The sequence below is a fragment of the Streptomyces sp. NPDC031340 genome (genome assembly GCF_055569945.1).
Map to the genome: position 1 here is coordinate 1 of NZ_JBVIIE010000014.1, position 26,392 is coordinate 26,392.

Annotated in this window: 24 protein-coding genes and 5 tRNA genes; 18 read left to right on the forward strand and 11 right to left on the reverse strand. The window is 70.8% G+C overall.

Features of this window, described 5'->3' with window-relative positions; genetic code table 11:
• The first annotated feature begins 142 nt into the window (after positions 1-142).
• The 3 genes from ACZ5GT_RS12925 to ACZ5GT_RS12935 all read left to right on the forward strand — a co-directional run bounded on the left by ACZ5GT_RS12925 (position 143) and on the right by ACZ5GT_RS12935 (position 4,493).
• Positions 143-2,506: a polysaccharide lyase 8 family protein gene (locus ACZ5GT_RS12925; protein WP_469020326.1), complete on the forward strand. Its 2,364-nt coding sequence runs from the start codon at positions 143-145 to the stop codon at positions 2,504-2,506.
• A gap of 154 nt (positions 2,507-2,660) precedes the next feature.
• The gene (locus ACZ5GT_RS12930) at positions 2,661-4,244 is read left to right on the forward strand and encodes an acyl-CoA carboxylase subunit beta (RefSeq protein WP_469020328.1); all 1,584 of its coding nucleotides are present in this window, start codon (positions 2,661-2,663) and stop codon (positions 4,242-4,244) included.
• 57 nt (positions 4,245-4,301) lie between these two features.
• Positions 4,302-4,493: an acyl-CoA carboxylase subunit epsilon gene (locus ACZ5GT_RS12935; protein WP_469020331.1), complete on the forward strand. Its 192-nt coding sequence runs from the start codon at positions 4,302-4,304 to the stop codon at positions 4,491-4,493.
• Positions 4,494-4,633: 140 nt separating this feature from the next.
• Here the strand turns inward: ACZ5GT_RS12935 and ACZ5GT_RS12940 are convergent, their stop codons facing one another.
• From ACZ5GT_RS12940 to ACZ5GT_RS12975, 8 genes are all read right to left on the reverse strand, one after another.
• Entirely contained in the window at positions 4,634-5,215 is a 582-nt protein-coding gene (locus tag ACZ5GT_RS12940) for a GTP-binding protein (RefSeq protein WP_026248371.1), read from the reverse strand.
• The gene (locus ACZ5GT_RS12945) at positions 5,196-5,759 is read right to left on the reverse strand and encodes a DUF742 domain-containing protein (protein WP_469020335.1); all 564 of its coding nucleotides are present in this window, start codon (positions 5,757-5,759) and stop codon (positions 5,196-5,198) included. Before ACZ5GT_RS12945 ends, ACZ5GT_RS12940 begins: the two co-directional genes overlap by 20 nt.
• A gap of 94 nt (positions 5,760-5,853) precedes the next feature.
• The gene (locus tag ACZ5GT_RS12950; RefSeq protein ID WP_033321188.1) at positions 5,854-6,267 is read right to left on the reverse strand and encodes a roadblock/LC7 domain-containing protein; all 414 of its coding nucleotides are present in this window, start codon (positions 6,265-6,267) and stop codon (positions 5,854-5,856) included.
• A 10-nt stretch (positions 6,268-6,277) separates the two neighbouring features.
• Positions 6,278-9,580: a nitrate- and nitrite sensing domain-containing protein gene (locus ACZ5GT_RS12955; RefSeq protein ID WP_469020339.1), complete on the reverse strand. Its 3,303-nt coding sequence runs from the start codon at positions 9,578-9,580 to the stop codon at positions 6,278-6,280.
• Between the two features lie 376 nt (positions 9,581-9,956).
• The gene (locus ACZ5GT_RS12960) at positions 9,957-10,532 is read right to left on the reverse strand and encodes a GTP-binding protein (RefSeq protein ID WP_115905688.1); all 576 of its coding nucleotides are present in this window, start codon (positions 10,530-10,532) and stop codon (positions 9,957-9,959) included.
• Positions 10,513-10,908, reverse strand: a complete 396-nt coding sequence (locus tag ACZ5GT_RS12965) for a DUF742 domain-containing protein (RefSeq protein WP_108015325.1) — start codon at positions 10,906-10,908, stop codon at positions 10,513-10,515. Before ACZ5GT_RS12965 ends, ACZ5GT_RS12960 begins: the two co-directional genes overlap by 20 nt.
• 110 nt (positions 10,909-11,018) lie before the next feature.
• Positions 11,019-11,432, reverse strand: coding sequence for a roadblock/LC7 domain-containing protein (locus tag ACZ5GT_RS12970; RefSeq protein WP_003973453.1), 414 nt, complete (start codon positions 11,430-11,432; stop codon positions 11,019-11,021).
• Between the two features lie 9 nt (positions 11,433-11,441).
• Positions 11,442-15,230, reverse strand: a complete 3,789-nt coding sequence (locus tag ACZ5GT_RS12975; RefSeq protein ID WP_469020343.1) for a sensor histidine kinase — start codon at positions 15,228-15,230, stop codon at positions 11,442-11,444.
• Between the two features lie 604 nt (positions 15,231-15,834).
• On the opposite strand from ACZ5GT_RS12975, the gene ACZ5GT_RS12980 reads away from it, so the two are divergent.
• From ACZ5GT_RS12980 to ACZ5GT_RS13025, 10 genes are all read left to right on the forward strand, one after another.
• Entirely contained in the window at positions 15,835-16,020 is a 186-nt protein-coding gene (locus ACZ5GT_RS12980) for a hypothetical protein (RefSeq protein WP_351887381.1), read from the forward strand.
• Positions 16,021-16,203: 183 nt separating this feature from the next.
• Positions 16,204-16,980: a fumarylacetoacetate hydrolase family protein gene (locus ACZ5GT_RS12985; protein WP_469020347.1), complete on the forward strand. Its 777-nt coding sequence runs from the start codon at positions 16,204-16,206 to the stop codon at positions 16,978-16,980.
• Entirely contained in the window at positions 16,973-18,460 is a 1,488-nt protein-coding gene (gene gltX / locus ACZ5GT_RS12990) for a glutamate--tRNA ligase (protein ID WP_469020349.1), read from the forward strand. The genes ACZ5GT_RS12985 and gltX overlap by 8 nt, the downstream gene beginning before the upstream one ends.
• A 137-nt stretch (positions 18,461-18,597) precedes the next feature.
• Positions 18,598-19,092 carry a hypothetical protein gene (locus ACZ5GT_RS12995; protein ID WP_469020355.1) on the forward strand — a complete coding sequence of 165 codons (495 nt, stop codon included), beginning with the start codon at positions 18,598-18,600 and terminating at the stop codon, positions 19,090-19,092.
• Positions 19,093-19,137: 45 nt separating this feature from the next.
• Positions 19,138-19,869, forward strand: a complete 732-nt coding sequence (locus tag ACZ5GT_RS13000) for an HAD family hydrolase (protein WP_469020360.1) — start codon at positions 19,138-19,140, stop codon at positions 19,867-19,869.
• A gap of 91 nt (positions 19,870-19,960) precedes the next feature.
• Positions 19,961-20,032 (forward strand) — tRNA-Gln (locus tag ACZ5GT_RS13005).
• Positions 20,033-20,071: 39 nt separating this feature from the next.
• Positions 20,072-20,144 (forward strand) — tRNA-Glu (locus ACZ5GT_RS13010).
• Between the two features lie 28 nt (positions 20,145-20,172).
• Positions 20,173-20,245 (forward strand) — tRNA-Glu (locus tag ACZ5GT_RS13015).
• A 20-nt stretch (positions 20,246-20,265) separates the two neighbouring features.
• Positions 20,266-20,337, forward strand: a tRNA-Gln gene (locus ACZ5GT_RS13020).
• 28 nt (positions 20,338-20,365) lie between these two features.
• Positions 20,366-20,438, forward strand: a tRNA-Glu gene (locus tag ACZ5GT_RS13025).
• A gap of 58 nt (positions 20,439-20,496) precedes the next feature.
• On the opposite strand, the gene ACZ5GT_RS13030 is transcribed toward ACZ5GT_RS13025, so the two are convergent.
• Positions 20,497-21,141, reverse strand: a complete 645-nt coding sequence (locus ACZ5GT_RS13030; RefSeq protein WP_469020365.1) for a MerR family transcriptional regulator — start codon at positions 21,139-21,141, stop codon at positions 20,497-20,499.
• 90 nt (positions 21,142-21,231) lie between these two features.
• On the opposite strand from ACZ5GT_RS13030, the gene ACZ5GT_RS13035 reads away from it, so the two are divergent.
• Positions 21,232-21,744, forward strand: coding sequence for a DUF4188 domain-containing protein (locus tag ACZ5GT_RS13035; protein ID WP_469020368.1), 513 nt, complete (start codon positions 21,232-21,234; stop codon positions 21,742-21,744).
• 178 nt (positions 21,745-21,922) lie between these two features.
• Here the strand turns inward: ACZ5GT_RS13035 and ndgR are convergent, their stop codons facing one another.
• Positions 21,923-22,639, reverse strand: coding sequence for an IclR family transcriptional regulator NdgR (gene ndgR / locus ACZ5GT_RS13040; RefSeq protein WP_015036427.1), 717 nt, complete (start codon positions 22,637-22,639; stop codon positions 21,923-21,925).
• 188 nt (positions 22,640-22,827) lie between these two features.
• Between ndgR and leuC the strand changes: the two genes are divergently transcribed.
• From leuC to ACZ5GT_RS13060, 4 genes are all read left to right on the forward strand, one after another.
• On the forward strand, positions 22,828-24,261 hold the full coding sequence (gene leuC / locus ACZ5GT_RS13045; protein ID WP_469020374.1) for a 3-isopropylmalate dehydratase large subunit: 1,434 nt from the start codon (positions 22,828-22,830) through the stop codon (positions 24,259-24,261).
• Positions 24,262-24,267: 6 nt separating this feature from the next.
• Entirely contained in the window at positions 24,268-24,861 is a 594-nt protein-coding gene (gene leuD / locus ACZ5GT_RS13050; protein ID WP_469020378.1) for a 3-isopropylmalate dehydratase small subunit, read from the forward strand.
• A 263-nt stretch (positions 24,862-25,124) separates the two neighbouring features.
• Positions 25,125-25,355, forward strand: coding sequence for an SCO5555 family protein (locus ACZ5GT_RS13055; RefSeq protein ID WP_469020381.1), 231 nt, complete (start codon positions 25,125-25,127; stop codon positions 25,353-25,355).
• 137 nt (positions 25,356-25,492) lie between these two features.
• Complete coding sequence (locus tag ACZ5GT_RS13060; protein ID WP_469020383.1) at positions 25,493-26,104, forward strand: HU family DNA-binding protein; 612 nt, start codon at positions 25,493-25,495, stop codon at positions 26,102-26,104.
• Positions 26,105-26,185: 81 nt separating this feature from the next.
• Here ACZ5GT_RS13060 and ACZ5GT_RS13065 read toward each other — a convergent pair whose 3' ends face one another.
• On the reverse strand, positions 26,186-26,389 hold the full coding sequence (locus ACZ5GT_RS13065; RefSeq protein ID WP_469020386.1) for a hypothetical protein: 204 nt from the start codon (positions 26,387-26,389) through the stop codon (positions 26,186-26,188).
• Positions 26,390-26,392 lie beyond the last annotated feature (3 nt).

A 26,392-nucleotide genomic window follows, 5' to 3' on the forward strand; every position in this document is an offset into this window, starting at 1 on the left:
CCCTTCCTTCCCCCCCCCCCCCCCCCCGCCCCCCTCCCCCCCCCCCCCCCCCCGCCCCCCCCCCCCCCCCCCCCCCCCCCCCCCCCCCCCCGGCCGCATCCATCCACCCCACCCGTACCGCCGGTCGAGGTGACACACGCCCATGGGCACGACTCCGACGCGCCGCGCCTTCCTGTCCGCCGCGGCCCTCGCGGCCACGTCCTTCGGTGCCGGCGCCGGCACCGGATCCGCCCGCGCCTCCGAAGCCACCGTCGAAGCCGAAGCCGAAGCCGAACCCGGCGCAGACCCCTACGACGCCCTCCGCCGCCGCTGGCTGGCCATCGCCCTCGGCGACGGCTACGACCCCGCCGCCGAGCCGTACGCCTCGCGCCTGGCCGAGACCGGCGAACTGGCCCGGCGCTTCCAGGCCGGCATGGCCCCGGCCGCCGGTTCCCTCTGGCCGGGCCACCCGTTCGACCCGCCGTCCGGCATCACCTTCAGCTACAGCCGCCTGTGGACGATGACCCAGGCCTTCCTCCAGCCGGGCACCGGCCGCACCGGCGATCAGGAACTCCTCGCGAACGTCCGGCGCGGCCTCGACCACCTCTCCGGCACCGTCTACAACCCCTCCACCACCCGCTACGGCAACTGGTGGGAGTGGCAGATCGGCAGCCCCCGGCTGCTCATGGACATCACCGCGGGCCTGTACGAACACCTCACCGACGCACAGGTCGCCGCGGCCTGCGCGGCCGTCGACCACTTCGTCCCCGACACGATGCTCGGCGACTACTCCGGCACGTCGACCGGCGCCAACCGCGTCGACCTGTGCCGCTCCGTCGCCCTGCGCGGCATCCTGGGCCGCGCCCCGGACCGGATCGCCCTCGCCCGCGACGCGCTGTCGCCGGTGTTCCCGTACGTCACCTCCGGGGACGGGCTGTACGCGGACGGGTCGTTCGTCCAGCACACCCGGGTCGCCTACTCGGGGACGTACGGGCAGGTCATGCTCGACGGCCTCGGCCGCCTCTTCGCGCTCCTCGCCGGAAGCGAGTGGGAGGTGACCGACCCGAACCGGCAGATCGTCCTCGACGCCGTCGAGCACGCCTACGCGCCCCTGATCCACGACGGGCTGGTGATGGACAGCGTCAACGGCCGTGCCGTCAGCCGGGGTCACCTCAAGAGCGACGACCGGCACGTGCTGCGCGGCGACCACTTCCACGGGCACGGCGTCATCGCGGCCGTCGCCCTGCTGGCCGGCGGGGCGAGCCCGGCCGAACGCGACCGCTGGCACGCGCTCGTCAAGGGCTGGATCGAACGGGACACCGTGGTACCGATCCTGACGTCCCCTCAGTTCCAGGTGGCCGACCTGGCCCGGCTGCGCGCGATCGCCGACGCGCCCGTCGCGGCGGCCGCCGAACCCGTCGGCCACCGGCTCTTCGCGGCCATGGACCGGGCCGTGCACCGCCGCCCCGGCTTCACGGCGAACCTCGCCATGGCCAGCGACCGCATCGCGCACTACGAGTGCGGCAACGGCGAGAACCCGCGCGGCTGGCACACCGGCGCCGGAATGCTCTACTGGTGGGCCGACGGCCCGAGCGACCAGTACACGGACTGGTTCTGGCCGACGGTGGACTGCTACCGCCTGCCCGGTACGACGGTCTCCACCAGGCGCCTGCCCGACCGGGCCGGCGGCGAGTGGGGAGAGCCCAGGCCGGACGTGCGCTGGGTCGGCGGCACGACCGACGGCGAGTTCGCGGCCGTCGGCCAGCACCTGAAGGGTCTCGGCTCGACGCTGGAGGCCCGCAAGTCCTGGTTCTTCCTCGCGGACTCGGTGATCTGCCTGGGCGCGGGCATCACCTGCGCGGACGGCGTCCCGGTCGAGACGGTGGTGGACAACCGCAACCTCGGCGAGGGAGGCACCCAGGCCTTCGCGCGCGGCCCCGGCTGGGCCCACCTGGAAGGCCACGGCGGCTGGCTGGTCCCGGAGGGCGGACTGCGCACCCTGCGCGAGGACCGCACCGGCGCCTGGTCCGACATCAACAGCACGTCCACCACCGAGCGGCGCACCCGCCGCTGGCAGACCCTCTGGCTGGACCACGGCACCGACCCGGCCGACGCCACCTACCGGTACGTCCTGCTGCCCGGCGCCTCCCGCCGGACGGTCGTGGCCCGCGCCGCCGACCACCACTGGGCGGCGGTCCTCGCGAACGACAGCGCCCGCCAGGCAGTCCACGTCGCCTCCCTCGGCCTGACGGCCGCCAACTTCTGGCGGGCCGGCACCGCGGGCCCGCTGACCGCGTCCGCCGGGGCGAGCGTGCTGCTGCGCCGCCGGGGAGGCACCGCCACCCTCTGCGTGAGCGAGCCACCCCGAACGGGCGAGCCGTTGGAGATCACCTGGCATCATCGGGTGCGCGGGGTGGTGCGGGCGGACGACACCGTGGAAGTCGTCTCCACGGGTCCCCGTGCGACCCTGAGGATTACGCCGGGCGTGGGATGCGCCACCCATCGATGTGAGCTGCGTCTCAGGTGACGACTTTGTGTGACCCCTACAAGCGGAACGCCCTCCGAGCAGTCAGAACGGCTGCATGCCGTCTCGGTTCTGTTCAGGGGTACCAGGAAAACGGCCCGGACACTGTACGGAGTCGACGGCTCGCTTTCCTTGGTGTCCTTCGTAAGGTCACTACATGACCGTTTTGGATGAGGCGCCGGGTGAGCCGACGGACGCGCGCGGACGGGTGGCCGAGCTGCACGAGATCCGTGCGCAGGCCCTGGCCGGGCCGAGCGAGAAGGCGACCGAGGCTCAGCACGCCAAGGGCAAGCTGACCGCCCGGGAGCGCATCGAGCTGCTGCTGGACCCGGGCACGTTCCAGGAGGTCGAGCAGCTGCGCCGGCACCGCGCGACCGGCTTCGGGCTGGAGGCGAAGAAGCCCTACACCGACGGTGTGATCACCGGCTGGGGGACGGTGGAGGGCCGCACGGTCTTCGTCTACGCCCATGACTTCCGCATCTTCGGCGGCGCGCTGGGCGAGGCCCACGCCACGAAGATCCACAAGATCATGGACATGGCCATCGCGGCCGGCGCGCCGCTGGTCTCCCTCAACGACGGCGCGGGCGCCCGTATCCAGGAGGGCGTCTCCGCGCTCGCCGGCTACGGCGGCATCTTCCAGCGCAACACCAAGGCCTCCGGCGTCATCCCGCAGATCTCGGTGATGCTGGGCCCGTGCGCGGGCGGCGCGGCCTACAGCCCCGCCCTGACGGACTTCGTGTTCATGGTCCGCGAGACCTCGCAGATGTTCATCACCGGACCCGACGTGGTCAAGGCGGTCACCGGCGAGGAGATCACCCAGAACGGCCTGGGCGGCGCCGACGTGCACGCCGAGACCTCCGGTGTGTGTCACTTCGCCTACGACGACGAGGAGACCTGCATCGCGGAGGTCCGCTACCTGCTCTCCCTCCTCCCGCAGAACAACCGGGAGAACCCGCCCCGGGTGGAGTGCACGGACCCGGCCGACCGCCGTTCGGACGTCCTGCTGGACCTCGTCCCGGCGGACGGCAACCGGCCCTACGACATGGCCAAGGTCATCGAGGAGATCGTCGACGACGGCGAGTACCTGGAGGTCCACGAGCGCTGGGCGCGCAACATCATCTGCGCGCTGGCCCGGCTGGACGGCCAGGTGGTCGGCATCGTCGCCAACCAGCCGCAGACGCTCGCGGGCGTCCTCGACATCGAGGCATCGGAAAAAGCTGCACGCTTTGTCCAGATGTGTGACGCTTTTAACGTTCCGATCGTCACTTTCCTGGACGTGCCGGGCTTCCTCCCCGGCGTCGACCAGGAGCACGGCGGGATCATCCGCCACGGCGCGAAGCTGCTGTACGCCTACTGCAACGCGACCGTGCCGCGGATCTCCCTGATCCTGCGCAAGGCCTACGGAGGTGCGTACATCGTCATGGACAGCCAGTCCATCGGTGCCGACCTCACGTTCGCCTGGCCGACGAACGAGATCGCGGTGATGGGCGCGGAAGGCGCCGCCAACGTCATCTTCCGCCGCCAGATCGCCGAGGCCGAGGACCCCGACGCCATGCGGGCCCGCATGGTCAAGGAGTACAAGTCCGAGCTGATGCACCCGTACTACGCCGCCGAGCGCGGCCTGGTCGACGACGTCATCGACCCGGCCGAGACCCGCGAGATCCTCGTCCGCTCGCTCGCGATGCTCCAGAACAAGCACGCCGACCTGCCCTCCCGCAAGCACGGCAACCCCCCGCAGTAACCCGGCGGATCCCTCGCGGTACCCCTGCGGAAACTTCCCTCCTGGAGACTGAGACCTATGACCACCCATGACATCCGTGTCGAGAAGGGCCACGCCGAGCCCGAGGAAGTCGCCGCCATCACGGCCGTCCTCCTGGCCCGTGCGGCCGCCCGGCCCGCCGCCGCGCCGGCCCACCGGGGCCGCCCGAAGGCGGGCTGGCGCCGCCTGGAGCGCGAGCCCGGCTTCCGGGCGCCGCACAGCTGGCGCTGAGCCGTTCCGCGACACGGAGAAGGGCCCCTCTCGACCGAGAGGGGCCCTTCTCCGTGTGTCCCATCGGGAGGATACGACGACGGGCTGCCGCCGACGGCTCACGGCCGTCCGCGGCAGCCCGGTGGCCGCACGGTCCGCCGCTACCGCAGACGGGCCATCAGCGCGTGCTCCACCAGAGTGATCAGCGCCGACTTGGCGTCCGCGCGGTGGCGGGCGTCGGTGGTGATGATCGGGGTGTCCGGGCCGATCTGCAGGGCCTCGCGGACCTCGTCCGGATTGTACGGCTGGTTGCCGTCGAAGCCGTTCAGCGCGATGACGAAGGGCAGACCCGAGTTCTCGAAGTAGTCGACGGCCGGGAAGCAGTCGGCGAGACGGCGGGTGTCCACCAGGACGATCGCGCCGATCGCGCCGCGCACCAGGTCGTCCCACATGAACCAGAAACGGTCCTGGCCGGGCGTGCCGAACAGGTACAGGATCAGGTCCTGGTCCAGGGTGATGCGGCCGAAGTCCATGGCGACCGTCGTGGTCGTCTTGTCCCCGGTGTGGGTGAGGTCGTCGATGCCCGCCGACGCGGACGTCATGACGGCCTCTGTGCGCAGCGGGTTGATCTCCGAGACGGCGCCGACGAACGTGGTTTTGCCCACGCCGAAGCCGCCCGCCACCACAATCTTCGCGGAGGTGGTGGAGCGGGAAGGACCGCCGCTAGAGCTTGCGAAGTCCACTGAGCACCCTTTCGAGCAGTGTCACGTCTGGCTGGCCGCCGGCGCTCTCGTCGCCGCCGGGCTGATGGATGGCGACCAGGCCCGCCTCCGCCAAGTCGGCGACGAGGATCCTGGCCACGCCGAGAGGGATCGTCAGGAGCGCCGAGATCTCGGCGACCGACTTGATCTCCCGGCAGAGGTTGCAGATCCGCTGATGCTCGGGCAGCTGGCCCTGCATCTGGTGCGGCTGCGCGGTGGTGTGCACCAGCGCCTCGATGGCGAGCTGGTAGCGCGGGCGCGTCCGGCCGCCGGTCATGGCGTACGGACGCACCAACGGATTGGAGGCCCCGCCGGCCGGAGCGGGCTCGGGGGAGCGCCGCTGCGGCTGCACGGGCTGGATGCGCGGCGCGGGCGGCTGGTCGTACGGAGACGGCCCGGGGCCCTGCGGGGCGTACGGCGTGGAGGGGAAGTCGTAACGGTTCGGGTTCTGGGAACCGTCGTGCCGGCCCTGGGCAGGACCGTACGACCAGTTGCCCGCATGCGAACCGCCTGGGGGTGTTGCCACTTTCTCCTCCTCCGACTGTGCCGGGCACCCATCCGTGTGGAGCCGCGTCCCGAAACCTTACGGCCACGGGACGCCAAAACGCACGGTCTGTCTGTTAGTTGAGCAGGCTGCCCTGTAGCTCCGCACGGAGATCCGGCGTCAGAACCGTTCCTGCTCGGTCCACCAGGAGGGCCATTTCGTACCCGACGAGACCGATGTCCGCCTCCGGATGCGCGAGAACGGCGAGCGACGAACCGTCGGAAATGGACATGATGAAGAGGAATCCCCGCTCCATCTCCACGACCGTCTGGTTCACGCTGCCGCCCTCGAAGATGCGGGAGGCGCCTGCCGTCAGAGACGTCAGACCGGAGGCGACGGCCGCGAGCTGGTCGGCGCGGTCGCGGGGGAAGCCTTCGGACATCGCCAGAAGGAGTCCGTCGGCGGAGACCACCACCGTGTGGGACACCCCCGGGGTGTTGTCCACGAAGTTGGTGATCAACCAGTTCAGGTTCTGTGCCGCCTGGCTCATCGGGCTCACACTAACGCTCCTGGTTGTAGGTGCTGTCAGGACCGAAGCCCTGGCCGTTCGTTTCACTGCCTGCCCCGGCGTTGCGTCCGCGCTGGACGCCCCGACGCAGGTTGCTCAGCCTGCCCCGGACGTCTTCCGGGGCACGGGAGACCTGTGGGCCTCCCTGGGGAGTGCTCTCGGCGGCTCCCTCGACCAGGTTGGCCTTGGGCACCCGCCGCGGCAGGCCGGAGGAGGTGACCCCGCCCGCCTTGGGCTTCTTCAGCTGCGCCGCCTGCTGCCAGCGCTCGTCGTTCGCCGAGCGCCAGAAGCCGGCGTCGCCGTCGCTCCGGGAAGCCGAGTCGGAAGCCGGCGCATCCCCGTTCACGGGCCGCGCGCCGTTCGAACCGGCCGCGGTGGATCCGCGGCGGGGAAGCCCGGCGTCGGTCAGCTCGTGGACGGCGGAGGGGGCCGGTCCCGGACGTTCGAAGCCTACGCGGTCGGCCTCGCCCGCGTCAGCGGCCTGCGCAGATTCCGCTTCCGGAGCGTACTGGTCCGGGTATCCGTTCCGGTAGCCGTCCTGCTGCGGCCAGTCATCCTGGTGGCGCCGCTCTTCGAACGCCGGGAAGGACTCGGGGACGGCCGGGTGGGCGGTGGCGTGCTCGTCCTGGCGGGGCTCCGCATAAGCGGCGTCGGAGTAGCCTCCGTTCACCGGGAAGCCGCCGGAGAAGGCGTCGTTCTGCGGCAGTTGGCCGTTCGGCGCGTAGTACTGCTCGTCGTACGGCGCCTGACGCTGCTCCTCGTACGTCATCGGCTGCTCGTAGGACGCCTGCTGCGGCTGCTCGTACGGCGCCTGCTGCGGCTGTTCGTACGGCGTCTGCTGCTCCGGGTAGCCCTGGCCGTTGTCGTAGCCGGGCTGCGCGTCGAAGGCGTCGGCGTACGCCTGGGCCCGGTCGGCCTCCGGGTCGCCCGGCTGGCCCTGCGTCTGGGCCTCCAGCGCCGCACGGCGCTCCTCGCGCATCAGCGAGCGGCCGACCGGGTCCAGGTCCCGGATGTCGTCCGGGACCTCCGCGTAGCGGCTGTCGTCGAAGCCGAGTTCGGCGGCCGTGCGCAGCGGCTGCTGGCTGAAGTCCTCGCCGCCCTGGAAGTTCTGCTCCGGGATGATCTGCGAGACCGTGAACTCGTTCACGGCCGGCTGCTGCTGCTCGCCGCCGCCGCCGTGGGTGATCGCGTCGGGCAGCATGACCAGCGAGGTGGTGCCGGCCTGCTCGCCGGAGGGGCGCAGCTGGACGCGGATGCCGTGCCGGTCGGAGAGCCGGCCGACCACGAACAGGCCCATGCGCTGGGAGATCGCGGCGTCCACGGTCGGCGGGTTGGCCAGCTTGTGGTTGATGTCCGCGAAGTCCTCGGCGGTCAGGCCGATGCCCTTGTCGTGGATCTCGATCATGACGCGGCCGTCGGGCAGCCGGGTCGCGGTGACCCGGACCTTGGTCTGCGGAGAGGAGAACGTGGTGGCGTTCTCCAGCAGCTCGGCCAGCAGGTGCACGAGGTCGGTGACCGCGCGGCCGTGGATCTCGGCCTCCGGGACGCCGGACAGCTCGATGCGCTCGTACTGCTCCACCTCGGAGGAAGCGGCGCGCAGCACGTCGACCAGCGGCACCGGCTGGTCCCAGCGGCGGCCGGGCTCCTCGCCCGCGAGCACCAGGAGGTTCTCGCCGTTGCGGCGCATACGGGTGGCCAGGTGGTCCAGCTTGAAGAGGTTCTCCAGCTGGTCGGGGTCGGCCTCGTTGTTCTCCAGGTCGGTGATCAGGGTCAGCTGGCCCTCGATCAGGGACTGGTTGCGGCGCGAGAGGTTGGTGAAGATCGCGTTGATGTTGCCCCGCAGCAGGGCCTGCTCGGCGGCGAGCCGGACGGCCTCGCGGTGGACCTGGTCGAAGGCGCGGGCGACCTCGCCGATCTCGTCCCGGGTGGTGATCGGGATGGGCTGGACGCGAGTGTCCACCCGGCCCGGGTCGGTGCGCGAGAGCTGGTCGACCAGCATCGGCAGGCGCTGCTCGGCGATGCCGAACGCGGCGTTGCGCAACTGGCGCATCGAGCGGCTCATCTGGCGGGCGACCGCGCCGGCCAGGATGAACGCCAGCAGCAGGGCCACCACGACGGCGGCACCGGTGATGAGGGCGTCCCGCTTGGCGGTCGCGGCGATGTCCGAGGCCTCGTTCACGGCCTTGTCGGCCATGTCCGTCTCGATCTGGCGGTACCCGTTGAACTTGAGTGTGTTGACCGCCCACCAGTTCTCCGGCGTGATGCCCTGCTGGGCGAGCGCGGCACGCTCGGTGGCGTCGGTGCTCTGCAGCATCGACAGGGCGGTGATCATGGCCGTGGAGCCGGAGGGCGGCGGCACGTAGGTCTTGCCCTGGGCCTTCGCCTGCGCGGCGGCCTGCTTGGCCATCGCCGCGCCGTCCGCCTTCATCTTGACCTGCGCGTCGGCGAGGTTCTGCGCGTCCTGCTCGGTGCCGCCGCCCTTGTACTCCTCGATGGCGATGCGCTCGAGGTAGGCGTACGAGGACAGCGCGACGCGCTGCTTGGCCAGGTCCCCCTGCTGGGGGCCGGGGTTGATCAGCAGGTGCATGCCGATCGCGCGCTCCAGCGACACCGCGGACTTGGTCAGCGAGATCGCGTAGACGGTACGGCCGTAGGAGGTGATGTTGCCGGTGCCCAGACCGAGCTCGTTGGCGAACTCCAGCAGCGGGTGCGCGACCTTGAGGTAGCCCTCCTCGGACTGCACACCGGTGAGCTTGGAGGTGTACGCCACGGCGCGCAGCGACTGCAGGCCGGGCTCCTCGGCGCGGAACAGCCTCAGGCGGCGCTGCAGGCCCGCCTTCTGCGGCATGTTCTGGGCGGCCTCGTCGAAGGCGTCGGCGGCCTTGTCGGTGGCGGCGCGGGCCTGGGTGACGGTCGCCTTGTCCCTGGCGGTCTGCGCCTTGCCCTTCAGCAGGGGGGCCGCGGTGATGTCGCGCTCGTTGTAGAGGGCGTCGGCGTAGGTCAGCGAGGCGCGTACCAGGCGGGCGGTCTTCTCGGCGTCCTCGGCGTTCTGCCAGGTGTCGATCGAGCTCTTGACCTGGAAGCCGCCCATGACGAGGCCGACCATCACGGGTATGAGCAGGATCGCGTTCAGCCGGGTCGGCACCCGCCAGTTGCGCGGGGAGAGGCGGCCGCCGCTGGGAGCGGGCGTGGCCGCCGGCTCCGATCCGGGCACAGGGGCGGCCGCCGCTCCGCGCGGCGGCGGGGTGAAGTTGCCCCGCGCCGACGGCTCGGGACCGTTCTTGCTTCGCCTCACTCGACCAACAACCTCTCGGCGGTCGGCACCTACGTTGTGCCGCAGTTTCTCAGAGCCCGTGCCTCATCGACTGATGAGTACGTCGTTGACTATTGGGCAGTTCAGGCATTCCAGCATGTCGACCTGCGGTCTTCCAAACAGTGGAACGAACCGGTTCGCTCCGATGTAAGTCACAGATAAAACGGTCATAAAGAGCGAGCCCCGTCAAATGACGGGGCCGACGTGGACACAGCGGCACCGGTCGACCGCGACGCGTGGCCGTATCGCCCGATTCCTCTGTCAAACTGTTATGAACACCGGGGCCGACCGTGTCAAAGGCCACAGCCGGCTCCGATGTCCCTACGACAACTGCCGTAAGCGGCTGTCATTTTGGGTACTACCGCAGGCGGGCCATGAGCGCGTGCTCGACCAGCGTGATCAGTGCGCTCTTTGCATCCGCACGGTGTCGCGCGTCGGTGGTGATGATCGGGGTGTCCGGCCCGATCTGCAGCGCCTCGCGCACCTCCTCGGGAGCGTAGGGCTGGTGTCCGTCGAAGCCGTTGAGCGCGACGACGAACGGCAGCCCGCTGTTCTCGAAGTAGTCGACGGCCGGGAAGCAGTCGGCCAGACGCCGGGTGTCCACGAGCACCACCGCGCCGATCGCGCCGCGCACCAGGTCGTCCCACATGAACCAGAAGCGGTCCTGGCCGGGCGTGCCGAACAGGTACAGGATCAGGTCCTGGTCGAGCGTGATGCGGCCGAAGTCCATGGCCACCGTGGTGGTGGTCTTGTCCCCGGTGTGCGTGAGGTCGTCGATGCCCGCCGACGCGGACGTCATGACGGCCTCCGTGCGCAGCGGGTTGATCTCCGATACGGCGCCGACGAAGGTCGTCTTGCCGACGCCGAAGCCACCCGCCACCACGATCTTGGCGGACGTGGTGGCCCGGCTCGGTTCAGAGCTTGCGAAGTCCACTGAGCACCCTTTCGAGCAGTGTCACGTCGGGCGCACCGGTCGTCTCGTCGCCACCAGGCTGGTGAACGGCGACGAGACCGGCCTCGGCCAGATCCGCGACGAGAATCCGTGCCACGCCCAGCGGCATGGCCAGCAACGCCGACACCTCCGCGACCGACTTCACCTCACGGCACAGGTGGCAGATGCGCTGGTGCTCCGGGAGCAGCCCCATGAGCGCTGCCGGATCGGCCGTGGTGCTGATCAGTGCCTCGATGGCGAGCTGATAACGCGGCCGGGTCCGGCCGCCGGTCATCGCATAGGGACGGACCAGCGGCTGGTCGCCCTCATCCTCGTACGGCTCCGCGTACGGATCATGAGAGGCGGTGGGCGGGGTCATGAATCCTCCGGGCGGGACAGCAAGTCGTTCGGGCTAGCCGTCTGACGGGGCCGGTGGGGGGACTGTGGCGGCCGGACGGTGATCTGGTGAGGGGGGTGGATCTAGGCCGATCAGTGCAGCAGACTGCCCTGTAGTTCGGCGCGCAGGTCCGGCGTGAGGACCGCACCTGCACGGTCGACGAGCAGGGCCATCTCATAGCCCACCAGGCCGATGTCGCACTCGGGGTGCGCGAGCACGGCCAGGGACGAGCCGTCCGAGACGGACATCAGGAACAGGAATCCGCGTTCCATCTCGACGACCGTCTGCGCCACGTTGCCGCCCTCGAAGATCCGGGACGCCCCGGCGGTCAGCGAGGTGAGGCCGGACGCGACGGCCGCGAGCTGGTCGGCGCGGTCGCGGGGGAAGCCTTCGGACATCGCCAGAAGGAGTCCGTCGGCGGACACGACGACGGTGTGGGACACCCCGGGGGTGTTGTCCACGAAGTTGGTGATCAACCAGTTGAGGTTCTGTGCCGCCTGGCTCATCTGGCTCAACTAACGCTCCTGCTGGTGAGTGGGGCTCGGGAAACTGCCGGTCTGGCCGGTACCGGCCTGGCGACCCTGCGCGATGCCCCGACGGAGGTTGGTCAGTCGGCCGCGTACGTCGTCAGGCGAACGCGAGACCTGCGGACCGCTTTGGTGCTGTTGCTGCTGAGCCGTGCCCGGGACGAGGTTCGCCCGGGGTACCCGGCGCGGCAGACCGGAGGTGGTGACGCCGCCCGCGGCCGGCTGCCGTACGCGCTCGGCCTGCCGGACGAGGTCGTCGTTCGGCGAGGTGCGCCAGGCGGCGGTCCCGGGACGCTGGGGGGCGGCCGGGGCCTGCGGCTGCTGCGGGGGCTGGGCGGGCTCGCCCTGCCCCTGACGGCCGCCGCGGAACCAGTTGGTCTCCAGCGTGTCGTAGAGCGGGGTGCGGCCGTCGCCCGGTCCGGCCGCCGGCGGAAGGGCCTCGGGCTCCTGGCGGACCGGATGCTGCGGGCGCGGGGGCATCTGCGGGCGCGGGGCGCCGAAGTCGGCGCCGCCGCGGCCACCGCCCACCTGCGGCCGCTCGAACTGCCCGGTGGAGCCCTGGTCCGGCCGGCCCGGCAGCGCGTGCTGTCCGGTGGAGGAGCCGTCGTAGCCCGGCCGCTGGAACTGGCCGGTGGAGCCGTTGTCGTAGGCCTGCGGTACCGCGAACTGCCCCGTGTTCGCGGGGTTGTTCGGGTTGTTGTGGTTGTTCTGGCCGTACTGGCCGCCCGGGGTGCCGAAGACGTCCGGGCGGACGAACTGGCCACCGTTCTGCTGCGGGTTCGCGGCCGGCGCCGGGGGAGCGAATTCCTGACGCGCGAACTGGCCGGTGTCCTGAGGACTGTTGGGCGCCGGGGCGCCGAAGTCCGGGCCGAAGTCCGGGCGGGGGAACTCGGAGGTGGAGCCGGCGCCCTGCCGGTCGTCGATCCGCGGCATGCGGGAGGTCTGGGCGGGGTCCTGCTCGTCGTGTCCGCGCGGGGCGTCGAGCGAGGCACGGGGCACCGGAGGCTGCGCGTTCTCGTCGCTCCAGCTCGGCACCCGGGGCTGCTGCTGGTCGCCGCCCGGCAGTTCGGCGCGCGGGCTGCTGCCGCGGCCGGGCAGCTGGGCCCGGCGGTGGCGCCGTCCGCCCTGCCGCTCGGGCCCTGCCTGGCCCGCGTCCCCGGCGTCCGGCAGCTGCGGAGGCACGGGGCCACGAGCGCCGCCGAAGGCGTCCTGGCCGGCGCCCGCCGCCTGCAGACCCTGCGGCGCACCCGGCGCCTGACCGCCGAACCCGGCGCCCGCGCCGGCGGCCGGAGCCGGCCGGCCCTGCGGGGGAACCCCGGGCCCCTGCGGTCCACGCGGTCCGCCCGGCGCACCGGGACGACCGCCCGCGCCCGCACCGGGCAGCGCGGCCCGCGGTCCCTGACCGGCGCCGAGACGGCCGCCGCCCGCCGGACCGGCGCCCAGGGCACCGCCACCGGCCGGACCGGCGCCCAGGGCACCGCCACCGAAACCGCCACCGTTCTGCGCGGCGGCCTGCCGGCGTGCCGCGGCGGCACCCGCGGCCGCCTGCGCGGCGGCCGGACCGCCGCTCGGCGCGGGGGCGCCGGGCTTGCCGCCGGGAGCGGGCTTCTTGGCGCCCTGCGCGACGTCGACGGGCAGCATGACCAGCGCGGTGGTGCCGCCGGAGTCGGACGGGCGCAGCTGGATGCGGATGCCGTGGCGCTGCGAGAGGCGGCCGACCACGAACAGGCCCATGCGGCGGGAGACGGAGACGTCCACGGTGGGCGGCGAGGCGAGCCGCTCGTTGATCGCCGCGAGGTCCTCGGGGGAGAGGCCGATACCGGTGTCGTGGATCTCGATCAGCACCCGGCCGTCGGGCAGCGCGTGACCGGTGACCTTGACCTTGGTCTGCGGGGAGGAGAAGGAGGTCGCGTTCTCCAGCAGCTCGGCGAGCAGGTGCACGAGGTCGTTGACGACCCGGCCGGCCACTTCGGTGGTGGGCACGGAGGCCAGCTCGATGCGCTCGTACTGCTCCACCTCGGACGCGGCGGCGCGGAGCACGTCGACCAGCGGGACCGGACGGGTCCAGCGGCGGCCGGGCTCCTCACCGGCGAGGACGAGGAGGTTCTCACCGTTACGGCGCATACGCGTCGCGAGGTGGTCGAGCTTGAACAGCGAGGACAGCTGGTCCGGGTCGGCCTCGCGGGACTCCAGTTCGGAGATCAGCGACAGCTGGCGCTGGATCAGACCCTGGGAGCGGCGGGAGAGGTTGGTGAACATCGCGTTGACGTTGCCCCGCAGCAGGGCCTGCTCGGCGGCGAGGCGGACCGCCTCGCGGTGCACGTCGTCGAAGGCCGCGGCCACCTGGCCGATCTCGTCACGGGAGTGCACACCGACCGACTCGACGGAGGTGTCGACGTCCTGCGGGTCGGCCTCGGACAGCTGCTTGACCAGCTCGGGCAGGCGTTCCTGGGCGACCTTGGTGGCGGTCTCCTGCAGCCGGCGCAGCGAGCGGATCATGGACCGGGCCACCACGAAGGCGCCGACCAGCGAGACGCCGAGCACCAGCAGGATCAGCGCACCGGAGATGATCGCTTCCTGCTCGGAGGCGCTGCGCAGCTCGCGCGCCTTCTGCTCCATGTCCTCGAGCAGCGTGTGCTCGATCTTCTGCATCTGCTCGATCTTGGTCGAGCTGTCGTCCACCCAGTCCTGGTAGGAGCGCTTCTGCAGGTCGGACAGGCCGTCCTTGCTCGCCAGCGCCCGGCTGGCGTAGGTGTCGGTGGCCTTGATCGAGGCGTTGTTCTCCTCGATGGGCTTCAGGAGCGCGGCCGCCCGCTCGGTGCCGTAGAGGCTCTTGAAGGTGCGCAGGTCGGAGGTCTGGCTGGCCAGCGCGGACTGGGCGTAGAGGCGGTCGTTCTCCGACAGGTCGCCGACGGTGTTGTTGTTGGCCGGCAGCGCCGCCGCGAGGACCGCGCGCTGCACCGACGCGTACTCCTTGGCGGAGGAGAAGGCCGCCAGGGCGCGGGTGCGCTGGATCATCTCGGGGTTGCTGGTGGCCTCCGCCATGTCCTGGGAGAGGTCCAGCAGGTTGGTGATGAGGCGGTGGTAGGACTCGACGGTCTGGGTCGAGTTGTCCGTGGCCTCGTAGGCGGAGTTGCGGATCTTCGCCAGGTCGCCCAGGTCGCGGACGAGGCCGACCAGGGTCTCCCGGACGCCCAGCAGGTTGCCGCTGGACATGCTGGAGGTGTCGATCTCCTCCGCGGCGTCCTTGAAGTTGGTCACGGACCGGTCCGTCTTGTCCCGGTAGCCCTTGACCGTGTACGCGCTGGCCTTGGAGCTGTGCGCGAGGGGGCCGGCGGACTGGTCGCGCTCGTCCTGGAGCGCGGCGGCCAGTTCGGTGGCCTGCTTGGTCATGTCCGTCAGCAGCTTCATGTTGTCGAGCTGCTGGATGTCGTCCATGTTGTCGCTGATGCGCAGGGCGCCCAGCGAGGTGGCCGCCACCACCGGGAGCGCGAGCAGCGACACCAGACGCGTGGAGATGCGCCAGTTGCGCAGGGCCACGCGCGATCCGGGACCGCTCGGACCGGTGGGCGGCTTGACCGGCGCGGAGGTGGGGCCGGGGGGCCCGGAAGGCGCCGTCGGGCCGGGGCGCCCGGCGCGGTCGCCGCCGTCGCCGGACGGGGTCGGGCCCGGGTTCTGGGCGTGCTGGGGCGAGGAGCTGCCGGCCATGGGGCCAGTCCCGCCGTGCGGCTCCGGCTGAGCCGAAGCGCCGTTATCCCTCTTGAAACGTCCCTGCACTAGCGTCGCAACCTCTGGACCAGGCGCCCCTCCGGGTGAACGGAGGGACACGGTGTCGGCGTTGTGGGGAACGCCCTGAAAACGCCCCCCGGGTGGTCGTGAGTGACCGGCGCTGGCTCCCCCTGTCTCGCCGCCACTCGGCGCTGCGTTGCGCCCCCTGCGCGCCGGCTCGATCCTGCGGCGGTCCGTGGAATTCCAGCACAGTGCAGGATCTCCAACAAGGCCCGTGGGCCATGCCGTGACGCACGTGACAGTTTGTGAGTGGCGGGTCACCGGACGTAGAGCGAGATCCGGTTAATATCGGACGTATGCCCGCGAGTCGTCCGGTGGTGAGCGGTGTCCCAGTCGCCATGATCAGGAGCGGAATGGTGGCTTCAGGGAGCCAATGTCCGTTTCGATCAGGTGGATTGCGGGCCGGAATTGACCGGTTTGCCCTTGAGGTAGTGAGCAAACTCACACGGTGATCACGGCTTCTTCAGGGCTTCCGAAGGGAATTGCATGTTTAGCCTGACGGTTTACAGGACGTAACACTTTGACAACCGTGCCCGTGTTGGGGGCTTTCGCCGCACGCGGGTGCCCGTACAGGACAAGGTCGACTACAGCCGTGAAGACGACGATGATGTTCCGCACGATAGCCAACCCGCGGCGCACGACGCTGGCGCACCTCGAGGACGCCGACGAGCTGCAGACCCCGGAGCAGCCGGAGCACTCCGTCGAACTCCCCGCCCAGACCGCCAACCCCCGGCGCACCGTCCTCATGGACGTGCCCGTCGCGGCCGCCGCCGAGTAGGCGGAGCAAGCCCGAAGCAGCACGCGCACCGGCCGCCGGCCGCACGGTCCGGCCGGTCGCCGCGGAGCCCCGGAGGCCGCCCGGCCCCGGGGCTCGCGCCGTGCTGCGCGAGGTCCCGGCTGCGTACCGCGTTAGCCTGGAGCGTCAGACTCCAGTCGGCTCAGTAAGGGGCGCAGGCATCCCGTGCGCATCGCCAGATTCTCCATCGACGGGAACGTCGCCTTCGGCGCGGTCGAGGGCGACAGGCCGGACGAACTCGTCCTCGACATCATCAAGGGCATCCCGTTCGCGGACTTCGAGCTCTCCGGCACGAAGGTACCGCTGAACAAGGTCCGGCTGCTGCCGCCGGTGCTCCCCAACAAGGTCGTGGCCTTCGGCCGCAACTACGCCGAGCACGCGCGCGAACTGGGCAACGAGGTGCCGGACGCGCCCTTCGCCTTCTTCAAGCCCTCCACCTCGGTGATCGGCCCCGGCGACGAGATCGCGTACCCGTCCTTCTCCGAGGAACTGCACCACGAGGCCGAGCTGGCCGTGGTCATCGGCCGCATGTGCCGCGAGGTCCCCCGCGAGCGCGTCAAGGACGTGATCCTCGGCTACACCTGCGCCAACGACGTCACCGCCCGCGACGTCCAGCGCAGGGAGAAGCAGTGGGCCCGGGCCAAGGGCTTCGACACCTCCTGCCCGCTCGGCCCCTGGGTGGAGACGGACCTGGACGCGAGCGACCTGACGATCCAGCTCACGGTCAACGGCCAGCAGCGCCAGCTCGGCCGCACCAGCGAGATGATCCACCCGGTCGAGGATCTGATCGTCAACATCTCCGAGGCCATGACGCTGCTCCCCGGCGACGTGATCCTCACGGGCACCCCCGCGGGGGTCGGCCCCCTCAACGTCGGCGACGAGGTCGCCGTCACCATCGAAGGCATCGGCACTCTCACCAACAAGGTTGTCAAGCGTGGCTAGCGCATCCGGCTCCTCCTCCGTACGCGTCCGTTTCTGTCCCTCGCCCACCGGTAACCCGCACGTGGGCCTGGTGCGCACCGCCCTGTTCAACTGGGCGTTCGCCCGGCACCACCAGGGCACTCTCGTCTTCCGCATCGAGGACACCGACGCGGCCCGCGACTCCGAGGAGTCCTACAACCAGCTCCTCGACGCGATGCGCTGGCTCGGCTTCGACTGGGACGAGGGCCCCGAGGTCGGCGGCCCGCACGCGCCGTACCGCCAGTCGCAGCGCATGGACCTCTACAAGGACGTCGCCGCCAAGCTGATCGAGGCCGGCCACGCCTACCACTGCTACTGCTCGCAGGAGGAGCTCGACACCCGCCGCGACGCCGCCCGCGCCGCCGGCAAGCCGTCCGGCTACGACGGCCACTGCCGCGACCTCACCGACGACCGGGTCGAGGAGTACCGGGCCCAGGGCCGCGAGCCCATCGTCCGCTTCCGGATGCCCGACGAGACGATCACCTTCACCGACCTGGTCCGCGGCGAGATCACGTACCTCCCGGAGAACGTCCCGGACTACGGCATCGTGCGCGCCAACGGCGCCCCGCTGTACACGCTGGTCAACCCCGTCGACGACGCCCTGATGGAGATCACGCACGTCCTGCGCGGCGAGGACCTGCTCTCCTCCACCCCGCGCCAGATCGCCCTCTACAAGGCGCTGATCGAGCTGGGCGTCGCCAAGGGCGTCCCCGAGTTCGGGCACCTCCCCTACGTCATGGGCGAGGGCAACAAGAAGCTGTCGAAGCGGGACCCGCAGTCCTCGCTCAACCTCTACCGCGAGCGCGGCTTCCTCCCCGAGGGCCTGCTCAACTACCTCTCGCTGCTGGGCTGGTCGCTCTCGGCCGACCGGGACATCTTCACGGTCGCGGAGATGGTCGCGGCCTTCGACATCGCGGACGTCAACCCCAACCCGGCGCGCTTCGACCTCAAGAAGTGCGAGGCGATCAACGCCGACCACATCCGCCTGCTGGACGTGAAGGACTTCACGGAGCGCTGCGCGCCGTGGCTGCGGGCCCCGTTCGCCCCTTGGGCGCCGGAGGACTTCGACGAGGCCAAGTGGCAGGCCATCGCGCCGCACGCGCAGACCCGCCTGAAGGTGCTGTCGGAGATCACCGAAAACGTCGACTTCCTGTTCCTGCCCGAGCCGGTCTTCGACGAGGCGAGCTGGACGAAGGCGATGAAGGAGGGCTCCGACGCCCTGCTGCGCACGGCGCGGGAGAAGCTCGAGGCGGCTGACTGGACCTCCGCCGAGTCCCTGAAGGAGGCCGTGCTGGCCGCCGGCGAGGCCCACGGCCTCAAGCTCGGCAAGGCCCAGGCCCCGGTCCGGGTCGCCGTCACCGGCCGCACGGTCGGCCTGCCGCTGTTCGAGTCCCTCGAGGTCCTGGGCAAGGACGCGACGCTGGCCCGCATCGACGCCGCCCTGGAGAAGCTCGCGGCGTGACGCACGCGCGCGTGAAGGGCGGCGGCCGTGTCGGTCGCCGCCCTTCCGCTTCCGTCCGTCCGCGCGTACGCCGATCGACATGATCCGTTCAGGGCCGGTTCGCCGGGGGGCCGTACGCCCTCCCGAAGATCATGATCATGACATCCTGGAGAACGCGACTGACCGTCCCCGCCGGCCTCGCCGCCGTGCTGCTCGCCGCCGGCGGCACCCTGTCCTACGCGTCCGCCGCCAACTGGACGTACACGAACGACTACGAGGGCAACTGCCTCACCGCCTCGCCCACGACCGACAACGTCTGGTCCGCCCCCTGCAACGACGGCCTCGTCACGCGGAACTGGCACTGGGGCTCGGTGACCACCGACGCCTTCGGCTACACCTTCCGCAGGCTGGTGAGCAACGCCAACGGCGACTGCCTCACCACGGACTCCAAGTCCCTGAACAACGCCGTGTGGACGAGCCCCTGCGGCGGCAGCGGACAGCAGTTCTGGAACGCCGACGACCACCGCATCATGAACCTCTACACGGACCAGCTGCGCACCTCCGACAACGGTGACGCGATCTACAGCAGCACGGCCGCCGTGACGGACATGATCCCGATCGAGCGGTTCGTCTGGTGGGGCGCCCACGACTGACCCGTTTCCCGGACGCCCGCGCCCCGGCCGGGTTACCGTCGGAACATGAGCATTCGGGCCGTGGTCTGGGACGTCGACGACACCCTCTTCGACTACACGACCGCGGACCGCGTCGGCATGCGCGACCACCTCGTGGCCGAGGGCCGGCTCGACCGGTACGGCACCGCCGAGCAGGCCCTCGCCCACTGGCGGCGGGTGACCGACCAGCAGTGGGCCAGGTTCTCGGCCGGTGAGACCACCTTCGAGGACCAGCGCCGCGAGCGCGTGCGGGTCTTCCTGGACGAGCCGCTGACCGACGCCGAGGCCGACGCCTGGTTTCAGCGTTACGTACGGCACTACGAGGCCGCCTGGGCCCTCTTCCCGGACGTCCTGCCCGTGCTCGACGCCCTCTCCGCCAGTCACCGGCACGCCGTGCTGTCCAACTCCAGCCTCACCGTCCAGGACCGCAAGCTGCGCGTGCTCGGCGTGCACGACCGCTTCGAGACCATCCTGTGCGCCGCGGAACTCGGTGTCTCCAAGCCGGATGCGGCCGCCTTCCTGGCCGCCTGCGACGCCCTGCGCCTGGCCCCGCGTGAGGTCGCGTACGTCGGCGACCACCCCGAGATCGACGGGCGGGGCGCCGCGGACGCCGGGCTGCTGTCGGTGTGGATCGACCGCGGCGGCGTGTACGCCGACGCCGGCACGTTCCACGGTCCCCGCCGGATCGCCTCCCTCGCGGAACTCCCGGCGATCCTCGGTGCGGATACTCGTTTTGGAGCCCCGTCCTCCTTCAGGTAATGTTCTTCCTGCGCCGCCGGGGAGCGGGCCGAAAGGCCGGGAACCGGGGGAGCGAACTAGAACGAGAACCCCGCAGGGGCTTGCGTTCCAGTGGCCTATGGTGTAATTGGCAGCACGACTGATTCTGGTTCAGTTAGTCTTGGTTCGAGTCCAGGTAGGCCAGCTCGCAGAGCTCATCTGCACTCGCGGATCACATCCGCAAGCCCCCGTTGTGTAGCGGCCTAGCACGCTGCCCTCTCAAGGCAGTAGCGCCGGTTCGAATCCGGTCGGGGGTACTGATCTCGATCACTCGGGATCGCTAGGGCCCCCGTTGTGTAGCGGCCTAGCACGCCGCCCTCTCAAGGCGGTAGCGCCGGTTCGAATCCGGTCGGGGGTACTGACTGGTCTAAACCACATTGGTCTATGGTGTAATTGGCAGCACGACTGATTCTGGTTCAGTTAGTCTTGGTTCGAGTCCAGGTAGACCAGCTCGGGCCTGCGGAAACGCAGTGTCCATGCCCCCGTTGTGTAGCGGCCTAGCACGCCGCCCTCTCAAGGCGGTAGCGCCGGTTCGAATCCGGTCGGGGGTACTCGACAGCAAGGCCCTCCACTCGGGTGGGGGGCCTTCGTCGTGCCCCGGCCCGCCGCTCACTCGAAGCCGTACCGGCGGGCCGACTCCTCCTCCTGCGCGACCCGCCGCAGGGCGCTCAGCACCGGTTCGAGCAGGACCGTGCCCAGCACCGCGACCTCCACCTTCTCCGCCTCCGACGCGTGGGACTCCACGAAGTCCAGGTCGAGGACCGCCACCTGGTGCATCAACCGCGCGTACGGCACCGTCAGTTCGATGTCCCAGTCGTAGCCGAGCCGCCGGAACGCGGCCAGCCCCGTCACCAGCGAACGGTAGGCGGGGGAGATGGTGCTGAGTGCCTGCGCGTTCGACCAGCCGAGCTGCTCCAGCATCCGCTCCACCTCGGCGCGCGCCCGCTCGACGAACTCGTCCTCGCCGTCCGGATCGGGCACCTGGGGCAGTGCCCACAGGGCCGCGCCCATCCGGATCGTCCGACCCAGGGAGTCGTCGTCGATGTGGCCCAGCACCTCGCGGGCCGTCGCCACCGGGAGCCGCCCGATCTGGATGAGCGCCCGCACCACGCGCAGCCGGCGCAGATGGTCCTCGTCGTACTCGGCGGTCCTCGCGTTGATCTGGCGGCCCGGCGCCAACAGCCCTTCGCGCAGGTAGTACTTGATCGTCGCGATGGGCACACCGCTGCGCTTGCTCAGTTCCGCCAGCCGCACCTCTTGCGCCTCTCCTTGGGAAGTGCCACTATCCAATCACCGCTCAGAAGGATAGTTCCGGTATCCAATCAGGGACCACGGGGGTGCCCCATGTTCGCAAAGCCGATTCCGGGCCGCACGACCGCGGCCGCCGAAGGCGACGCGGTGGTCCTGCTGATCGGGATGCGTATCAATCACTTCTGGGCGGTGCACCAGTGGCTCCCGGTGATGCTGTCGATGTTCCGGATGCTGGGGGAGCTTGCCCGGGAAAGCAACCGGGGGCTGCTGGGGCGCATCCTGCTGACCGCCTCGCCGCGGACCTACTACGTCGTCCAGTACTGGGAGTCCCAGGAGAAGCTCTACGCCTACGCGTCGTCGCCGGAGATGTTCCACCACCGGGTGTGGGGGATCGTCAACCGCAAGGAGCGGGCGGGGAAGGTGCGCGGGCACGTGGGGCTGTGGCACGAGGCGTACGTCGTGCCCGAGGGGTCGTACGAGTCGATCTATTTCGACATGCCGCCCTTCGGTCTCGCGGCGGCCACGGGGGTGCTGCCGATCGAGCGCCGCGGGCGGACCGCCGCGCAGCGGTTCGCCCGGGCAGCGGGGCGGGGCACGGACGCCTAGCGTCACGCCCGTCCCGAGGCCGGTCGTCCGGCCGGTCCCGCAGGGGGCGCCGACCGGTCTTCCGGGGCGATCGCCTGTCGGTCGTCCGGAGGCCGGTCGTCGTGCTGTCGGGGCAGGGCTGCCGCGGCGTTGAGGCCGCCCTGTCCCGTCGGCGCGGTGAGCCGGCGCGTGCCGCGGATCAGCCCGTGCGGCGCAGGGCCTCCGAGAGGCGGGCCGCGGCGTCGATGACGGCCTGGGCGTGCATCCGGCCCGGGTGGCGGGTCAGGCGCTCGATGGGGCCGGAGACCGACACGGCGGCCACCACGCGGTTGGAGGGGCCGCGCACCGGCGCGGAGACGGACGCGACCCCCGGCTCGCGCTCGCCGATCGACTGGGCCCAGCCGCGGCGCCGCACACCCGACAGGGCCGTCGCCGTGAAGCGGGCGCCCTGCAGGCCGCGGTGCAGGCGCTCCGGCTCCTCCCAGGCCATCAGGATCTGCGCGGAGGATCCCGCCTTCATCGTCAGCGTCGAGCCGACCGGGACGGTGTCCCGCAGCCCGGACAGGCGCTCCGCCGCGGCGACGCATATGCGCATGTCGCCCTGGCGGCGGTAGAGCTGGGCGCTCTCGCCCGTGACGTCCCGCAGGTGGGTCAGCACCGGGCCCGCGGTGGCCAGCAGGCGGTCCTCGCCCGCCGCCGCGGCCAGTTCCGCGAGGCGCGGGCCGAGAATGAAGCGGCCCTGCATGTCACGTGCCACCATGCGGTGATGCTCCAGGGCGACCGCGAGTCTGTGGGCCGTCGGTCGTGCCAGTCCGGTGGCCGCCACCAGACCCGCGAGGGTGGCCGGGCCGGACTCCAGGGCGCTCAGGACAAGGGCCGCCTTGTCCAGAACGCCCACGCCGCTACTGTTGTCCATGCAACGATACTCGCGTCTCACTCTGTGAAACGCAAGTTCAATTTTCCGTGGAACGCGCCACTCTTGGATGACACAGCGGCCCGTGAACGTGAGGGCCCGGCGGCGGACGCCCGGAACAGGGGCGCGGGCGCCGCCTCCTCAAGATCTCTAGTTGGGCCGGTGGACTCTTGCCGGCCGGAGGGAAAGCGATGGGTAGGACACTCGCGGAGAAGGTCTGGGACGACCATGTCGTCCGGCGCGCCGAGGGCGAGCCCGACCTCCTCTACATCGATCTGCACCTGCTGCACGAGGTGACCAGCCCGCAGGCCTTCGACGGGCTCCGCAAGAGCGGGCGCGGCGTGCGCCGGCTCGACCTGACCATCGCCACCGAGGACCACAACACCCCCACCCTGGACATCGACAAGCCCATCGCGGACCCGGTCTCCCGGGCCCAGCTGGAGACGCTGCGCAAGAACTGCGCCGAGTTCGGCGTCCGGCTGCACCCGCTGGGCGACGTCGAGCAGGGCGTCGTGCACGTCGTCGGCCCGCAGCTGGGCCTGACCCAGCCCGGCATGACCGTCGTCTGCGGCGACTCGCACACCTCCACGCACGGCGCCTTCGGCGCGCTGGCGTTCGGCATCGGCACCTCGCAGGTCGAGCACGTGCTGGCGACCCAGACGCTGCCGCTGGCCCGCCCGAAGACCATGGCGATCACGGTCGACGGCGAACTGCCCGAGGGCGTCACCGCCAAGGACCTGATCCTGGCGATCATCGCGAAGATCGGCACCGGCGGCGGCCAGGGCTACATCCTGGAGTACCGCGGCTCCGCCATCGAGAAGCTCTCGATGGAGGCCCGGATGACCATCTGCAACATGTCGATCGAGGCCGGCGCCCGCGCGGGCATGATCGCCCCCGACGAGACCACCTTCGCGTACCTGGAGGGCCGTCCGCACGCCCCCGAGGGCGCCGACTGGGACGCGGCCGTCGAGTACTGGAAGACGCTGCGCACCGACGACGACGCCGAGTTCGACGCCGAGGTCGTGATCGACGCCGCGTCGCTGTCGCCGTTCGTCACCTGGGGCACCAACCCCGGTCAGGGCGCGCCGCTTTCGGCGTCCGTCCCCGACCCCGCTTCGTACGAAGACGCTTCGGAGCGCCTCGCCGCCGAAAAGGCCCTGGAGTACATGGGGTTGGAGGCCGGGCAGCCGCTGCGCTCCATCAAGGTGGACACCGTCTTCGTAGGCTCGTGCACCAACGGCCGCATCGAGGACCTGCGCGCCGCCGCCGATCTGCTCAAGGGCCGCAAAGTCGCCGACGGCGTACGGATGCTGGTCGTCCCGGGCTCGGCGCGGGTGGGTCTGCAGGCCGTCTCCGAGGGCCTGGACGTCGTGTTCAAGGAGGCCGGCGCCGAGTGGCGGCACGCGGGCTGCTCGATGTGTCTGGGCATGAACCCCGACCAGCTGGCCCCCGGCGAGCGCTCCGCCTCCACCTCCAACCGCAACTTCGAGGGCCGGCAGGGCAAGGGCGGTCGTACGCACCTGGTGTCGCCGCAGGTCGCCGCCGCGACGGCGGTCCTGGGCCACCTGGCCTCCCCGGCCGACCTGACCGACACAACCGCCGCATCTGTGCCCGCTGGAGTCTGATCAGTCATGGAAGCTTTCACCACGCACACCGGCCGGGCCGTCCCGCTGCGCCGCTCCAACGTCGACACCGACCAGATCATCCCTGCTCACTGGCTCAAGAAGGTGACCCGGGACGGTTTCGAGGACGGGCTGTTCGAGGCCTGGCGCAAGGACGCGGCCTTCGTCCTCAACCGCCCGGAGCGCGCGGGCGCCACGGTCCTGGTCGCCGGCCCCGACTTCGGCACCGGCTCCTCCCGTGAGCACGCCGTCTGGGCGCTGCAGAACTACGGCTTCAAGGCCGTGATCTCCTCCCGCTTCGCGGACATCTTCCGCGGCAACTCGCTCAAGAACGGCCTGCTCACGGTGGTTCTGGAGCAGAAGATCGTGGACGCCCTGTGGGAGCTCACGGAGGCCGACCCGCAGGCCGAGATCACCGTCGACCTGGAGAACCGCGAGGTGCGCGCCGAGGGCATCACCGCCTCCTTCGAGCTGGACGAGAACTCGCGCTGGCGGCTGCTGAACGGCCTGGACGACATCTCGATCACGCTGCAGAACGAGCCCGACATCGCGGCCTACGAGCAGAAGCGGCCGTCGTACAAGCCGCACACGCTGCAGGTCTGATCCCCGGCTCCGCAAGAGCTGGTTTCGGCCACCTCGATCTCCTCGCTGTACCCCCGATCGCCCCGATCGGGGGTACAGCCGTTTCTGGACCCGGACGGCCCGGCGCCTCCCCCCGGGCACCCTCAACTTCCCACGTTAGAGCGCTTGTTGCCGGGGTAACCGGGTCCTGCGGCACCGGCTTGTGCCGGTGCCGAATCGGCCGTCCGAGGCGGGAGTTACCCCCTGCGCAGGCGACAACTTGCCCCAGATGGCACAATCTGTGCATGGAACACGACGGCCAACTCGAGCTCTATGCGGCAGTCGCGGACCAGCTCAAAGAAGCGCACTCGACGGTGCGCGCACTGCAAGTCCCGGAGGGCGTACGGATGGCGCTGACCCGGAAGCTGCTGGCCATTACGGCCGTGGCCAAGCACGATCTCGCCGACGCGGCAAGGCGGCTGGAGGGGTTCCGCGTGGACCTCGACGAGGGTCGATTCCCCGGAGAGGAACGCTGATCAACTCCCAGGCAGTCGAGTTCCGCTGCGGCACAAGGGTGATAAGCCCGTTTCGTGTTTGATTTGCGGTATATATCTGCCTAACGTGCGAAAAGCTTGAACACTTTCGTTCTGGCGATGTCTCCGAAGGGGAAGACGTGAACAAGGCGCAGCTCGTAGAAGCGATTGCCGACAAGATGGGCGGCCGCCAGCAGGCCGCCGATGCTGTCGACGCCGTCCTGGACGCCATCGTCCGTGCGGTGGTCGCGGGTGACCGGGTCTCGGTCACCGGCTTCGGTTCCTTCGAGAAGGTCGACCGCCCGGCCCGTTACGCCCGCAACCCTCAGACCGGCGAGCGGGTTCGGGTCAAGAAGACCTCCGTGCCGCGCTTCCGTGCGGGGCAGGGCTTCAAGGACCTGGTGAGCGGCTCGAAGAAGCTCCCGAAGGGCGACATCGCCGTCAAGAAGGCCCCCAAGGGCAGCCTGACCGGCGGGGCTGCCGCCACGGTCAAGAAGGCGGCGACGAAGAAGGCAACCACCAAGACCGCCGCCGCCAAGAAGGCCGCCGCGAAGAAGGCGCCGGCCAAGAAGACCACGGCCGCCGCGAAGAAGGCCGCCGCGAAGAAGGCGCCCGCCAAGACCACGGCCGCCGCCAAGACCACCGCCGCGAAGAAGACCGCCGCCAAGAAGACGACGGCCAAGAAGGCCCCGGCCAAGAAGTCGCCGGCCCGCACCACCACCGCCAAGAAGGCCACCGCCCGCAAGAGGTAATGACGCAGGGGCACCCACGCGCCGGGCCGGACTCCGCACGGAGTCCGGCCCGCGGCGCGTTACGGGAGTTTCCCGAGGGGCTCAGAAGGTCTGGAGGGTCACCAGCGTGATGCGCCGCCCGGCGCCCTCGCCCTCGGTCTCGATGCGCACCCGCTGCCCGGGCCGCAGCAGCCTCAGCCCGCCCGCGTCGAACGCCGCCGCCTCGAAGGGCACCGGCGTCCCGTCGTCGAGCAGCACCTGCCCGCTGCGGGTTTCGGGGTCGTACGTGTACGCGGTCGCCTGCATGCC